Genomic DNA, 13,177 nt, shown 5'->3' with positions numbered 1-13,177 from the left:
GAAGGGAGCCGTTCCAGGAGGAGCGGTTCTTTTTGTTTAAGCAAAGGGATTGACTTGGAGTTCACTCCAGCATGTATACTCCGATTGTGTTCTTTATTTCATAGATTAAAGGAGCAGAGAAAACCTATGTGTAAATCTCATGTACTCAGTGTTGCAAGCGCAAAAGCGCCTTTCGAAAAAACAACGATTGAACGGAGAGCCCTGCGTCCGGATGACGTTCTAATCGATATTAAATTCAGCGGTATCTGCCACTCCGATATCCATACGGCCTTTGGCGAATGGGGCGAGGCAATCTTCCCGCTTGTTCCCGGGCACGAAATTGCGGGTGTCGTGGAAGCAGTAGGGTCCGAGGTTACGAAGTTTGCCGTTGGCGACCGCGTTGGGGTAGGCTGCTTTGTGGATTCCTGCGGCGAATGCGAATATTGCCTGCAGGGCGAGGAGCAGTTCTGTACGAAAGGCGTGGTCAGCACGTATAACTCCCTCGACTATGACGGGCAGCCGACTTATGGCGGTTACAGCCAGAAGATCGTTGTAACGGAGCGATTTGTTGTCCGAGTTCCGGACAGCCTGGAGCTTGACGCTGCAAGTCCTCTTTTATGCGCGGGTATTACAACGTACTCTCCTTTGAAGCATTGGAATGCGGGCCCGGGTAAAAAGGTTGCTATCGTTGGCATGGGCGGCCTTGGCCATCTGGCCGTGCAATACGCTCATGCCCTTGGAGCGGAAGTGACTGTTCTGAGCCAGTCTATGAACAAGAAGGAAGAGGCCATCGCGTTTGGCGCGGATCATTATTACGCAACAAGCAACCCGGATACGTTCAAAGAGCTGGCCAACCGGTTTGACCTGATCTTGAATACCGTGTCCGCCAATCTGAATGTGGATGCCTATCTGTCTATGCTCCGCGTTGACGGTACGCTGGTTAACGTCGGCGCGCCTTCCGAACCGGATTCCTATCGAGCCTTCTCTCTGATCATGCAGCGCCGAAGCCTTGCCGGCTCGCTTGTTGGCGGCATCCGCGAGACGCAGGAGATGCTTGATTTCTCGGCGGAGCATGGCATTAAGCCGCAAATTGAACGGATCAACGCCGATCAGGTGGATGAAGCTTATCAACGCGTACTCCGCAGCGATGTCCGTTATCGGTTTGTCATCGATATGTCGACGATGTAAACTACTATTATATCGATTATGGATAGGAGGGACATTTCGTATGAGAATGGCCGAGGTCAGCGCCAAGTACGACCTGTCACAGGATACGCTCCGTTATTATGAACGTATTGGATTAATCCCGTCCGTGAACCGCAATAACAGTGGCATCCGGGAGTTTAACGAGGATAATCTCAGATGGGTGGAGTTTATCAAATGCATGAGATACGCCGGTCTCCCGATTGAAGCTTTGATCGAATACGTCAATCTGTGCCAGCAGGGCGATCATACGACGGAGGCGAGGAAAGAGCTGCTAATCGAGCAGCGGGAGCAGCTCCGTCTCCGGATCGACGAAATGACAAGGACGCTGGAGCGGCTGGACTCCAAGATTGAAAATTACGGACAAAACCTGCATCTCAAGGAACAGGAATTATACAAGCCGCAGGAGCGGGAAGAATAGGAAGAGCGGGCCGTTTGCTTATGAACGGCCCGCTCTTTTTTATTGCGATATCGATTCCTCTGATTCAGGTGCTATTATCGGCGGAATGACTTGCTTAAGCCTTTGAAAGGTAAAGGTGTCAGGGAGGACGTAGTCTTTGGGCTGAGCTTTCAGAATACGTCTCCAAACTTCTTCATCCGTTTTTGAAAGGATAAAGTTTGGATCGAGAGGAGAAGCAAAGAGAGGCGCGAGGTTCAGCGTTTCAATTGAAGCCGGCACATGCTTCCTTCTTCGTTTATTAAACGGCTTTTTTGCCTTTTTTATCTTTTTAAACCTCTTATTTTTTTTCGGTATTTTTTTGTTTTTCGAGCTGTCCGTTTTCTTTTTCTTGATGAAACCCATTTGCGCTCCTCCTCTGGCATTGAGATGGCTTGTTCCCCAGATTGAGCCTCAAAGGAAAGACGCTCCTCCTCATGTTTACTCCGCGCGAACTCATACAGCTCCAGAACCCGTGAGATCATCGTAGACAATGACCAATGATGATGTCCCCACGCTTTCGCTTGTTCGGCCATCACGCTTAACAGCTCCGGCTCCTCGAGGGCTGTTCGAAGGCATGAATAAAGCTGCTCCGGGTCTCCCAAGCGGGATACCAACCCGTTCTGAAGATGGGTAACCATTTCCGGAATGCCTCCGGCATCAGAGGTGATTACCGGTTTACCCGCAATTTGAGCTTCAATGATCGCAAACGGCTGATTGTCCTGCATGCTGGGCAACACGACAAAATCAGCTTGCTGCATCATTTCGGGCACGTCCTCCCGGTGTCCCCAGAAAAGAATATGATTCGAGAGGCCAAGCTGATTGGTCAGTTGAATTAAATCCTCGCGCAGGAAACCGTCCCCGACCAGCCAGCATACCCAATCGGAGCGTACTTCCTTTAGCTTGGCTAAGGCATGAATGAGAGTGGAATGTCCTTTGACGATATCGAAGCGGGCGGGGCATATAAATACCTTTTCGGCAAGGGGTTTAACCGTCTTTGGTTCTCTTAGCATTTTATTTTGAAATTCCGCGATATCAAACCCGTAATGACTGACCGTCACTCGTTCTTCGGGAACGGCAAAATCATTAACCAGCTCGTTTTTTAACCAAAGCGAAGGAGAAATTGTTACATCGCTAACCGTTGCGCCAAGGTACTCCCGCAAGGACGAATAATGCCACAAGGGAGAGTTTATATTTTGGTCGGTTATGCCCATTTCTTTCAATTTAACAAACCATTCCTTTGTCAGACAACCATGAATGGTAGTGACAAGCGGGATATGTGCAGGCTTAACGCGCGCAATCGCGTGTGCGCTTACGATGTCCTGCGCGTGTATGACATCGTATTCGTTTAGCCCAAAATACAAAGCGGCCGCTTCCATGCACAATCTATCAACCTCTGCTTGTTTGATCCAGGGATCGATATCAAGCAGCATTTGATTCAAATAAAGCTCCGTTTGGTGGGCAATGAGAGGTGCTAGCTTACTCTTCTCTATCAATAAATTTCTGCTTGGAATATAGAAGCCTTGCGCATCCGGTGTTGAGGAAAATATATCAACTTCATGTCCGGCACCTTGTAATCCCTTGACCAGTTGATTGACATAGGTATTAACGCCGCCGGCATGCGGCAGTGCCCACATGCAAGCGATTAAGATTCGCATGTTGTGTCCTCCGATTGGTCCGTCGTCCCATTAGTATATGATTCAACCAATGTATTGTTAACGTACATGAACCTATTTCACTTGTATTTTCGGACGGGCATTTGCCTATTAAGCAGCTTGTATAAAAGATAGATTCCCAACAATAATCGCCAAAGCATGGCATTTATCTCTTTTAGTCCGAAAATTCGGGATAAACTACTATTTTCATAGCCTTTAGACGTTAATCTAATGCTTCTCTGATTCATTTGCGTATCATGCTAGAAGATGAATTGAAGGAGTTGAAAGAGATTGGAGCTTGCCCATAAATATAAAATTGCCATAATCGGCCTGGGGTATGTCGGATTGCCGCTCGCGAAGCTGTTCGTAGAGAAGGGGAATACGGTATACGGAATCGATACCGATATTCGCAAGATTCAAATGCTGCAGAAACGTCAGTCCTATTTATCCGACTATAAGAGGAACGATATTCGAGAGCTATTCAGCGGAAAAAACTTTCATGTCAGCCATTCGTTTGAAGTGATAGAGAAGGCGGATGTCATTATTTTGTGCGTTCCGACACCGCTTGACGAGCAAATGCAGCCGGACTTGAGATTTGTGACAAACGCTACACGCTGCATACTTCCTTATCTGCGAAGAGGCCAGCTTGTAGCCCTCGAGAGCTCCACCTTCCCGGGAACCAGCGAGGAAATCCTGAAGCCGCTTCTCGAGAGCACGGGACTGGAGGTCGGGAAGGATCTTCTGCTAGCTTATTCGCCGGAACGAATCGATCCCGGATCGCATTGGGAGCTCTCGCAAATTCCAAAGGTAGTAGGCGGAGTGAATCCGGCAAGCACTTCGTACGCCAAGGAAGTCTATGGTACGGCATTTGAGAAGGTGGTGGTCGTCTCTTCCCCCCGCGCCGCGGAGATGACGAAGCTGCTGGAAAACTGCCAGCGATTCCTGAACATTTCTTTTATGAACAGTCTTCTTAAGCTATGCGAGGAGCTGGATATCAATCTCTGGGAAGTTATTGAGGCAGCAGGGACAAAACCGTTCGGATTTACCAAATATTATCCCGGTCCTGGAATCGGCGGACATTGCATACCGGTTGATCCCTTGTATTTGCTGTGGAAGGCGAGAGAGCATCAAATCGACATGCCTTTCATCGAGCTGAGCTCGCAAGTAAACGAGAGTATGCCCGCTTATATTGTGGGAAGAGTTTCTAAAACACTGAAGCCTAAAGAGCTGAAGGGCAGCAGTGTGCTGATTATCGGAGTCACGTATAAAAAAGACGTAAACGATATGCGCGAATCCATCGCTTTGCCTATCATTGAACAATTGCTGCAAGAAGGCGTCCAAGTCGGGTTTTTCGATCCCTACGTTAACGAACTTCAAGTGGGAGAAACAACCCTCCATTCGCTTCCGCTTACTGCCAGGAATATGAAAAATTACGATTGCACCGTCATTCTGACGGATCATTCCAATATTCCATACGAGCTTATTGTCACTCATACCCCTATCGTCTTGGATACTAGAAATGCAACCGGCAAACTTGCGGACCGGAATAATGTGATCCTAATTTAAGGAGGGAATTTCTTGAAGATATTGGTAACAGGCGGGGCAGGGTTCATTGGCTCTCATCTTGTGGAAAGCTTGTTGGCGGCAGGACACACCGTCACGACATTAGACGATTTCTCGAACGGAAGACACGAGTTTCTCGCTCACTTATCCAATCATCCTCGTCATAGGCTTATTGAAGGATCGGTACTAGACCGGAAGTTAGTGAAGAAATGCATGAGTCAAGCGGATACGGTCTATCATCTGGCAGCCGTGCTTGGAGTGAAAAATACGGTAGAAGATCCAATCAAGGTAATCGAAGGCAATATCGACGGGACCCGTAACATTCTTGAACTGGCTTATCCAAGCCGCATGAAGGTTATATTTGCATCGACCTCGGAGATCTACGGGAAAAACGAGAAGCTGCCGTTTAACGAGATGTCGGACCGCGTATACGGCGCGCCTTCCATTCATCGCTGGAGTTACGCAACGGCCAAATCCATTGACGAGCATATGTGCTTTGCGTATGCGGCGAAGGGACTTCCGGTAACGGTGCTCCGTTATTTCAATGCCTACGGACCTAGACAAACAAACTCGCAATATGGAGGGGTCGTAGCCAGATTCATTACCGCCGCATTAAAAGGAGAACCACTTGAGGTATACGGGAGCGGTACGCAGCGGAGATGCTTCACCTTTGTGGACGATACCGTAAGCGGAACGATCGCGGCGCTTAGCCCGGAGGCAGACGGTCTGGCATTTAATGTCGGCTCGACTCATTCCGTGACGATCACTCAGCTTGCGCAGCTGATTATCCAGCTGAGCCGTTCTACGTCGCCGGTTATACTCAAATCCTATGCGGAGGCTTACGGTCCGGGTTACGAGGATATGCCGGCCCGCGAGCCCGACTTGACTCGGGCGGAGACTATACTAGGCTACAGCCCGTCCGTGTCACTGGAGCAAGGACTAATTAAAACGATTGAGTGGTACCGCCAGCGTATCAGCCGAGAGACAGTCTAGCCGGAGGAGGGAAGCGGAATGAAGATTGCCCTTGTTTCTTATTGGTGTATTCCTTATTCCGGTGGAGTTTCCACGTATACGCTGGCATTAAGGAAGGGACTTGAAGACCTGGGACATGAAGTGGATATTATCTCCCATAACGAAACGGGGATGAAATACCACATTGTAGACAAGGGGAAAACCATCGATAAACCGTTGGTTTCGGCGGCGGTAAAGCGGCAGATCGGTACGAGATACAATATAAAGATGCCTTCCTTTGACGCTTGGCTGGGTGATATGGAAAGCGAGCGCATCGCTTTCCGTCAAGCGTTATCCCATTTCAGATTGAACGATTACGATCTCATCCACGCGCAGGATGTCATATCCGCGATAGGCGCCCATGAAGTAAAACCGGCCCATATCCCGCTGCTGTTAACTCTTCACGGAGACCTGGCCGCGGAATGGATGCATCAGGGTGTTGTCTCGAAGCGCTCCTTATCCTGGGAATGGGCGAAAGCGCTTGATCATTACGGAAGACTAGCAGCTGACCGGGTTATCTTTCCTTCCGGGTGGCTTAAGCGGCAATATGACGTCAAACCCGGCCGAACAAATTCTTCGGCAGCGGTTATTCCTTATGGCTTCGATACGATGAAATTCCTCCATCAATCCGCCCTTTATACGCCTGCCTTAAATAAAAACGGCTTGAAATTAATCCTATGTCCCGCGCGTCTCGATCCTGTGAAAGGCCATCAAGTGCTGCTGCAAGCTTTGTCTAAGCTAAAGGAAACCCGTTCGGATTGGATTTGCTGGTTGGCGGGGGACGGTCCCATGCGCAGCCAGCTGGAACAATCGGTAAGCCAATTGGGGTTAGGTCAACAGGTAAGCTTTCTTGGTCACCAAAATAACATGGCTCTGCTGCTGCAGGAAGCGGATCTGATTGTTCTGCCAAGCATTCATGACAATTTGCCGTTTGTCGTAATGGAAGCGCAGGTGGCTGGAAAACCCATCATAGCTTCAGACACAGGGGGAATACCCGAAATGATTGACAATGGAAAGACGGGCGTCCTTTTTCCAAACGGGAAGGCGAATCTGTTATGCAGGGGCTTGAATCAGCTGCTTGGTGATGAAGACCAGAGAAAGAAGTTGGCCAATCAAGCGAGATATCAAGGTCTTCGCAATTGGTCGTTACAAACGATGATTAACCGGACGATTCTTCTTTACGAGAAAACGATAGCATCGAAGCGTGCTGACAGCCTATGAAAATTCTTATAGCAACGTATTGGCTGATTCCGCATGTAGGCGGGGTATGGGTATATATTCAGGATCTGAAAGCGAGTCTGGAGAAGCTCGGCCATGAAGTAGACATACTAGCGAGACATCCGGACGAGAGCAGCTACTATATCGTGAATACCGGCCGCAGAGTTGAGAAAAAATTGTTTAGACCTTTAATTGAAAAAGAAATAAAAGCGGTGTATGCCTCGCAGCCGATTCCAATCGACCCTTGGATCGTGGACCAGGAAATCGAGTTTTGCTCTTATGCGCTGGCGGCTTCGTATTTGGGCCTTCGGGGTTATGATATCATCCACGCGCAAGACGTCATTTCCTCGCGTGCCTTATGGCAAATCAAGCCGGTTGGCGTTCCTTTGATCAATACGATACACGGGTGCCTCGCTACCGATTTCTGGGTTTCCCTGGAGGGCCGAGCACCTTCCGATTCAATTTGGAAGTATGCTTGCGCCAGAGAATATTATGGGGCTACCTCAAGCGATTTGGCCGTTGTACCTACCAACTGGCTGCATCGGACGCTTGGCAGTTACTTGGTGCCCGGTGACCATATGGAGGTCGTACCTTACGGAATGAACATCGAGCATTTTTTGCAGCGCACAAAAGAAAGAACTTCTTTCAAGCTACCAAAAGACAACTGCAATATTCTATGTCCAGCCCGCCTGGATAAAGTAAAAGGACACAGCAGCTTGTTGGATGCCCTGCACCTGCTCAAACAATCCAGAAACGATTGGAGATGTCTGTTTGTTGGCGACGGCAATCTCCGGGCAGAGCTGGAGATCAAAGCGCTTGAACTCGGCTTATCGCCTTATGTTGTATTTGCGGGAAGCAGGAATGACGTGCCTTCGTTAATGCGTCAATCGGATATCATCGTCCTTCCAAGCTTGAATGACAACCAGCCGTATGCCGTCATGGAAGCTCAGCTTGCGAGCAAGCCGATACTCGTTTCGGATGCCGGAGGTATTCCGGAGATGGTTCAGCACGGTCAGACCGGTCTGATGGCAAGAGCCGGGGATAGCGGCGAGCTGTCGCGCTGCCTGCAATTGTTGATCGAGAACAAGCCGCTTCGCAACCGTTTAGCCAAGAACGGACACAGCTGGGGCCTCAAGCAATGGTCTCTTCCCGCAATGGCAGAACGAATCGAAGAGCTGTATGAACGGCTTCTGAGCAAACAGCATATCCGCAAGGCTTCCCATCCGCTTAAGCATCCCGGTCACCATGGGGCGAAAATATGCACCTATTTCCGGAATGCATATCAGATGGACATTCCTAAGTCTTTTTCAATCGTAGACGACCATATTGTTGGCTCGATCTTGTTTCAAGCCAACCAGTCTTAATAAATAATTAGAAAGGAGTAATGATAATGGCAAACCAACAAATTACCCCTTCCGGACCTCAGCAGGAGCCGTCCATTGCGCTTAATACGCTTGACCAGTCTACCATCGTGGTAACAACAAATGATTTGCGTTCGGGCAATAACATGACAACGGTCTACCGTTCGATTAACGCAGGGGTATCGTATACTCAAACCTTACTTTCACCTCCACCGGGATTTGACGCCTCGGGAGACGGCATAGCCGCTTTTGGTTATGGTCAGACCTTTCTCGTCGCCGCTACCGCGCTCACTGTAAACCCTGTGCAGAACTCGTCTATTATCGTCTATCGTTCAACCGACAACGGAGCTTCTTTTTCTGCTCCAATCATTGTCAATCAGGGCTTCGGGACGGCCGTTTATAATGATAAACCGGCGCTAGTGATTGATACGGCGAATGGCAGCCCTTATTTAGGGCAGGCTTACGTGGCGTATACCCGATACTTTAACAATTTCACGCAGTCGGAAACCCTGTTTCAACGGTCCCTTGATCAAGGACAGACTTGGTCTCCGCCAATTCTGCTGACGAATCAAGTGCAAGGCGTATCAAGCTTTGGATCTACGATTGCGATCGGACCGCAAGGTGATGTGTATGTCGGATGGATGCAATACGGACCTGGGACGCCGCAATATTTAATGCGCAGATCGCTGGACGGGGGAGTAACCTTTGGGCCAATCGTAACCGTGTCCACGGTCAGCCTCGTACCAACCCCTCTTCCGGTTCCAACCTTTGGCTTCCGTGTCTTAACCATAGCCTATATGGCAACGGATATTTCGCCGTTTAACGGCCAAGGTATCGTCTATGCCGTCTGGCAAGATAACCGTACGGGCAGTGCGCATATCTTTATGTCGCGTTCGACGGACAGGGGCAATACCTGGTCAGCCGCCAAGCAGATTGATGACAGCCCAGCCGGTACGCAGAACTTTTTGCCCAATGCGACAGTTTCCCGCGACACCGGCGCATTCAAGGCTATGTACTATACGAACCGTGTAACCACTAATCTCATTGATGTGTATTTGACCGAGTCGAATGATGCCGGCAATACGTTTCTGCCTAACCGCCGGATTACCAGCGTCTCCTTTGATCCAAACGCAGACCCGTCGATTGGCGAACCTACACCGTCCATTGGCGATTATAACGACCTGGAAATCAACGCGGCAGGGACAACTTTCATTGTATGGATGGATACGAGAACCGGATCGCAGAATATTTTCGAAGACAGGTAAACAAAGAAGCGGTTGGTTAGCCGGAATCCAGCTAACCAACCACCTCAATGTTGCCTGCTTACAGATAGACCGTACCGTCAAGATGCACGGGGCCGGTTAAGGTAACCGAGTTTTGTCCAACATGTTCAACGGTGAGGGAATATTGCTGGAAGGTACCAACCAGACCAGCCGTTGCCGTTTCCGTATGCTGGAAGGCCGTCGTGAAATCAAGCGCTACCCATGGGCCTTCTTGTACTGTTCCGATAAAGGCTGAATCCATTGTCTGGTACACTACCGGAGCAGGAGCAGCGATGCCGCCGCGCCGGATCCGGAAGAGCAGCTTTGGAACAATATTGAGCAGCAGCAGCTGTGCTTCCCAGCCAATCGATGCTTTGATTTCAATCCGGTTATTGATGTTGTTGATTTGGAGAAAAACGGAAGTCAGCAAGTATTCTGTCCCCGGAGAGATTGTGAACGGAAGCGAGCCCGTTCCGGCAGCAACTTCTTGGTATTGGTAGTCTACAATCGTAACTGTCATGCTATCACCTCCTTTCAAAAAGCAAAATCATCAGGAATACCCGATTGTTGTTCCTTTTAGTACGATCGGACCCATTACCGTTATTGTGCCGATACCGGCTGATTCTGCCGTCAGATAATAGGACTGATATAATCCGTCTGTTCCAGGCTCGGGAGATTCCACGTGATAAAAGGTGGTTGTGACAGAGGTTGGCGACATATTGTTAGTCCAGTAGCAGGAGTCAGCGATTTGAGAGACTTCGGGGAAAGCCGGAGTAACGCCGCCGCGTCTTAGCCGGAGTATGATTTTCGGCACAATGGGCAGCAGAGATGCTTCGGCTCTCCAGCAGACGGAGGCTTCGATAAAGATTTTACTCTCAGGGCTAGAGCACTTCAGAAATAGGGATGTCAGCAAGGTTTCTGTACCGAAAGAGATAGGAAGCGGGAGGGAATGAGTGCCCGGCAGTACTCTTATCGAAGCGGAATCTTGAATAGCCATCGTTTTTGTTGCCCTCCTCTTTTTAAAGGTTAAACGTTCCGCCGATAAGCGTGATTGGCCCGGAGATTGTTACGATGCCCGTACCCACGAGCTCTGCTGTCAGGCAGTATTGTTGATAGGTTCCAATGTTCTCTGAACTTGGCAGATCGGTGAACTGCAAAGATAAAGTCTTATCTAGCGTTAATATGGGAACGTCATGGCCTAGGGAGACGGAATCGACGACCCAGCAAATCAACTTATGGGCCGATGTAAACCCGCCTCGGCGAATTCGAAAAATCATGTTGATATGCTGCGTGTTCTGTAACAGAGGAGTTTCCCAGCCGATTGTTGCATAACCGTTAATCCGGGTTTGATGATCCGCAATAGGAAGAAAGATAGAAGTTAGCAAAATCTCGGTACCCGTGGCTATTGACAACGGCAGCGATCCCGCTCCGACAGAAACCTCCTGCGCAGAAAAATCTATCCAGTCGCTCAAGCTGATCTCCTCCTCGTTTCTGCTTTTCATATATTAGATTCATAGATTTAGAAGATTGCAATGTACAGATATCCCCCGGTAAATATCTGTTATGCGGAATCAAGTTTGGTTTTATGGTTACTGGAGGCGAAAAAATGGATGACGAAATTGCCAAGATGGAACGAATGTATGCAACGTCAGTAGACGATGCCATGCCGGATCATTACTATCGCTATCAATATGCGGTACGTTTTATCCGCCCTGGCGATATTTTGCTCGATGCAGCCTGCGGTTCAGGTTTCGGTACGCATTATATGGCCGCTCATTCTGCATGTACATTAGCGGTCGGAGTGGATAAGTCTCAGCACGGTTTAGATTGGGCGGTTCATCACTTCTTCTCCCACAAAACCGTTTATTGCCAGACTGATTTATCCGGCACCTTTCACGAGGAGCTCCCTCTGCCAAGCTACGATATCATCATCTGTTTCGAGACCGTCGAGCATATGAAGGATGACCAGTCATTTATCCGGAAGCTGTATCAATGCTTGAATAAAGGCGGGGTGCTGCTTATATCGGCGCCTAACGAGAACGTTATTCCTTATTTAAAGAACCCTTACTTTTTGCATGGGGTAAACCCTCATCATTATCGTCATTATCGTCCGAAAGAGCTGCGCAATCTTCTTGTTAAGAATGGCTTTCATATCCAGCAAGCCGTAACGCAAGATAACGAGACGTACGAGATTGTGCCCGGAAGAGACGATGGATTTACCATTATTTATGTGGCCACTAAGTGAAGGAAATGAAGCAGAAAGCTAATATGCCGCTGGCTGCAGCGGCTATTAGCTTTCTTGTTATTTCATTGGCACATGCTGATAGGTTTGGGAGAGTCCTTCAAACAGACTGCTTGCAGGCCGCCAGCCTAGAAGTTGATTGGCTTTTGTATTATCCAGGCAGCTGTCCATAATATCCCCCGGCCGCTGCGGACCGTAATGGATGTCGACATTTTGACCATGGATAAGCTTTATCATATGAATCAGATTGTTAATGGAAGTGCGCAGTCCCGTGCTGATATTGACTGTTTCCTGGTCTCCATGATGGATAGCTGCCAAGTTCGCTTGCACAACATCCTGCACATAGATGAAATCCCTGGTTTGATTGCCGCTTCCGTTTACGTGAAGGGGGAGGCCTTGTTTTAACTTATTCATAAAAATGGAAACGACGCCGCCTTCCCCGGTAGCGTTCTGCCGCGGGCCATACACGTTGCTGTAGCGCAATATCGTATAGGGGAGACCGTACATTTTGTGAAACAGCCGGATATAGTTTTCTCCAGTAAGCTTGGACAGTCCGTAATAGGAGATGGGTGCTGTAACGGCATCCTCCAAATTTCTTTCTTTATTGGCATCGCCGTAAACAGCGGAGGTAGAAGAAAAAACAAGCTTGCCGACTTCAGCCTGCCGGCATGCCATCATCAGGCGAATCGTTCCGACAATATTGATCGAAGCATCAAAAGCCGGGTCAGCTACCGAACGCTGGACATCGACCTGCGCGGCCATATGAAATACAATATCCGGTCTGACTTGCTTTATGGTCTGCATAGCCTCATCGCTATTCATATCCAGCTCATGGAGAACCGCTTCAGGATGAACGTTGTGTCTGAAGCCTGTAGATAAATTATCAATGACATGGACAACGGCGCCGCTTTGAACGAGCGCATCTGTCAGGTGGGAGCCGATAAAGCCGGCGCCTCCAGTAACTAAAGCTTTCATTATTCAACTCCTCAATTGACGATATGCTTCATAGTACGTGCAAGCCTCGAGCTCGGAATAAGGTATATATCTCATAGACTGGAGCCAATTTATTCGAAGCGGACACAAAGACAGCAGGAACGCGACTGCTTTTTCCATTTGTTAATTCAACAAGAAAAGCTAGGATTAGACAAAAATAGCGGCTGAAAGACGGGATTTTTAGGAGCAAAGTAGGATGTGGAGCGAAGAGGCAGGAAGTAAAATCGAGAGCGTGGAGCCCTTCATAAAATGAC

14 protein-coding genes are annotated in these 13,177 nt (G+C 48.9%); 8 read left to right on the top strand and 6 right to left on the bottom strand.

Features of this window, described 5'->3' with window-relative positions; translation table 11 throughout:
* The first annotated feature begins 126 nt into the window (after positions 1–126).
* Both ACR9FF_RS20430 and ACR9FF_RS20425 read left to right on the top strand, forming a co-directional pair.
* Positions 127–1,167, top strand: coding sequence for an NAD(P)-dependent alcohol dehydrogenase (locus tag ACR9FF_RS20430; protein WP_201002019.1), 1,041 nt, complete (start codon positions 127–129; stop codon positions 1,165–1,167).
* A gap of 40 nt (positions 1,168–1,207) precedes the next feature.
* The gene (locus ACR9FF_RS20425) at positions 1,208–1,603 is read left to right on the top strand and encodes a MerR family transcriptional regulator (RefSeq protein ID WP_435164279.1); all 396 of its coding nucleotides are present in this window, start codon (positions 1,208–1,210) and stop codon (positions 1,601–1,603) included.
* A 39-nt stretch (positions 1,604–1,642) separates the two neighbouring features.
* Here ACR9FF_RS20425 and ACR9FF_RS20420 read toward each other — a convergent pair whose 3' ends face one another.
* Both ACR9FF_RS20420 and ACR9FF_RS20415 read right to left on the bottom strand, forming a co-directional pair.
* Complete coding sequence (locus ACR9FF_RS20420) at positions 1,643–1,984, bottom strand: hypothetical protein (protein ID WP_435164277.1); 342 nt, start codon at positions 1,982–1,984, stop codon at positions 1,643–1,645.
* Positions 1,903–3,276: a glycosyltransferase family 4 protein gene (locus ACR9FF_RS20415; protein WP_435164275.1), complete on the bottom strand. Its 1,374-nt coding sequence runs from the start codon at positions 3,274–3,276 to the stop codon at positions 1,903–1,905. Before ACR9FF_RS20415 ends, ACR9FF_RS20420 begins: the two co-directional genes overlap by 82 nt.
* Positions 3,277–3,564: 288 nt before the next feature.
* Here ACR9FF_RS20415 and ACR9FF_RS20410 point away from each other — a divergent pair, with 288 nt between their 5' ends.
* The 5 genes from ACR9FF_RS20410 to ACR9FF_RS20390 are packed head-to-tail and all read left to right on the top strand — an operon-like array spanning position 3,565 to position 9,691.
* Complete coding sequence (locus tag ACR9FF_RS20410; RefSeq protein ID WP_435164273.1) at positions 3,565–4,839, top strand: nucleotide sugar dehydrogenase; 1,275 nt, start codon at positions 3,565–3,567, stop codon at positions 4,837–4,839.
* Positions 4,840–4,851: 12 nt separating this feature from the next.
* On the top strand, positions 4,852–5,829 hold the full coding sequence (locus ACR9FF_RS20405) for an NAD-dependent epimerase/dehydratase family protein (protein WP_248762748.1): 978 nt from the start codon (positions 4,852–4,854) through the stop codon (positions 5,827–5,829).
* Between the two features lie 18 nt (positions 5,830–5,847).
* Positions 5,848–7,068, top strand: a complete 1,221-nt coding sequence (locus ACR9FF_RS20400) for a glycosyltransferase family 4 protein (protein WP_435164270.1) — start codon at positions 5,848–5,850, stop codon at positions 7,066–7,068.
* A complete protein-coding gene (locus tag ACR9FF_RS20395) occupies positions 7,065–8,429 on the top strand; it encodes a glycosyltransferase family 4 protein (RefSeq protein ID WP_435164267.1) in 1,365 nt (454 codons plus the stop codon). Before ACR9FF_RS20400 ends, ACR9FF_RS20395 begins: the two co-directional genes overlap by 4 nt.
* A gap of 26 nt (positions 8,430–8,455) precedes the next feature.
* Positions 8,456–9,691 carry a sialidase family protein gene (locus ACR9FF_RS20390; RefSeq protein ID WP_435164264.1) on the top strand — a complete coding sequence of 412 codons (1,236 nt, stop codon included), beginning with the start codon at positions 8,456–8,458 and terminating at the stop codon, positions 9,689–9,691.
* Between the two features lie 58 nt (positions 9,692–9,749).
* Here the strand turns inward: ACR9FF_RS20390 and ACR9FF_RS20385 are convergent, their stop codons facing one another.
* Genes ACR9FF_RS20385 through ACR9FF_RS20375 form a run of 3 tightly spaced genes read right to left on the bottom strand, consistent with a single transcriptional unit; the run spans position 9,750 to position 11,160 of the window.
* On the bottom strand, positions 9,750–10,208 hold the full coding sequence (locus ACR9FF_RS20385; protein ID WP_127490581.1) for a hypothetical protein: 459 nt from the start codon (positions 10,206–10,208) through the stop codon (positions 9,750–9,752).
* Between the two features lie 30 nt (positions 10,209–10,238).
* Positions 10,239–10,685, bottom strand: a complete 447-nt coding sequence (locus ACR9FF_RS20380) for a hypothetical protein (protein ID WP_435164261.1) — start codon at positions 10,683–10,685, stop codon at positions 10,239–10,241.
* A gap of 22 nt (positions 10,686–10,707) precedes the next feature.
* Positions 10,708–11,160, bottom strand: a complete 453-nt coding sequence (locus ACR9FF_RS20375; RefSeq protein WP_435164258.1) for a hypothetical protein — start codon at positions 11,158–11,160, stop codon at positions 10,708–10,710.
* A 134-nt stretch (positions 11,161–11,294) separates the two neighbouring features.
* On the opposite strand from ACR9FF_RS20375, the gene ACR9FF_RS20370 reads away from it, so the two are divergent.
* Positions 11,295–11,933, top strand: coding sequence for a class I SAM-dependent methyltransferase (locus ACR9FF_RS20370; RefSeq protein ID WP_435164255.1), 639 nt, complete (start codon positions 11,295–11,297; stop codon positions 11,931–11,933).
* 57 nt (positions 11,934–11,990) lie between these two features.
* Here the strand turns inward: ACR9FF_RS20370 and ACR9FF_RS20365 are convergent, their stop codons facing one another.
* On the bottom strand, positions 11,991–12,905 hold the full coding sequence (locus ACR9FF_RS20365) for an NAD-dependent epimerase/dehydratase family protein (RefSeq protein ID WP_435164252.1): 915 nt from the start codon (positions 12,903–12,905) through the stop codon (positions 11,991–11,993).
* Between the last annotated feature and the right edge of the window lie 272 nt (positions 12,906–13,177).

This window comes from Paenibacillus glycanilyticus (assembly GCF_051200795.1).
GTDB lineage: Bacteria > Bacillota > Bacilli > Paenibacillales > Paenibacillaceae > Pristimantibacillus > Pristimantibacillus glycanilyticus.
The sequence above is the reverse complement of the archived record's forward strand: the minus strand, read 5'-3'. Positions and strand labels throughout refer to the sequence as shown.